1 pseudogene is annotated in these 450 nt (G+C 44.4%); it reads right to left on the bottom strand.

Annotation, left to right across the window (positions count from 1 at the left end):
* Positions 1-83: 83 nt before the first annotated feature.
* Positions 84-450, bottom strand: a pseudogene (locus ACTHUR_RS20745) (hypothetical protein); the annotation flags it as partial.

Below are 450 nucleotides of genomic sequence, written 5' to 3'. Positions count from 1 at the left end.
CATTAAAACAATGGTTTAATGAAAAAGGCCGTCTGAAACCACAAATTCATGGTTTTCAGACGGCCTTTTGGTGATACAGCACATTATTCGATATGAGGAAAAATAAAACGCATACGCGAAATCTGCATAGCAGCCACTTTCTGCGTGGCGGAGTAATTTTCGATTTTTTCTTGAATTCTGATTTGATGCAGATTGCCGTTATAACGGGGAGCAGCATTCTGAGATTTATTTACTGTCGGCAGTTCAGCCTCTGCCTTTAACGCTTCCTCTGCCTCGATGGCTGAAAGCGCAGCCTCATCCCTTACCAAACCGAAACGCTCGATAATGGCATTGGCTTCATCTATATAATGAGATTTGTCCACGCCATTTTCCAACGCCGCATCTTCAAGCACGACCGACAAATGCTTGCCGCACTTTTCGATACGCTCTGCGATCCGCGAATAAACCATC

This window comes from Neisseria sp. P0021.S007 (assembly GCF_051956855.1).
This window is presented reverse-complemented; position numbering and strand designations above follow the sequence as displayed.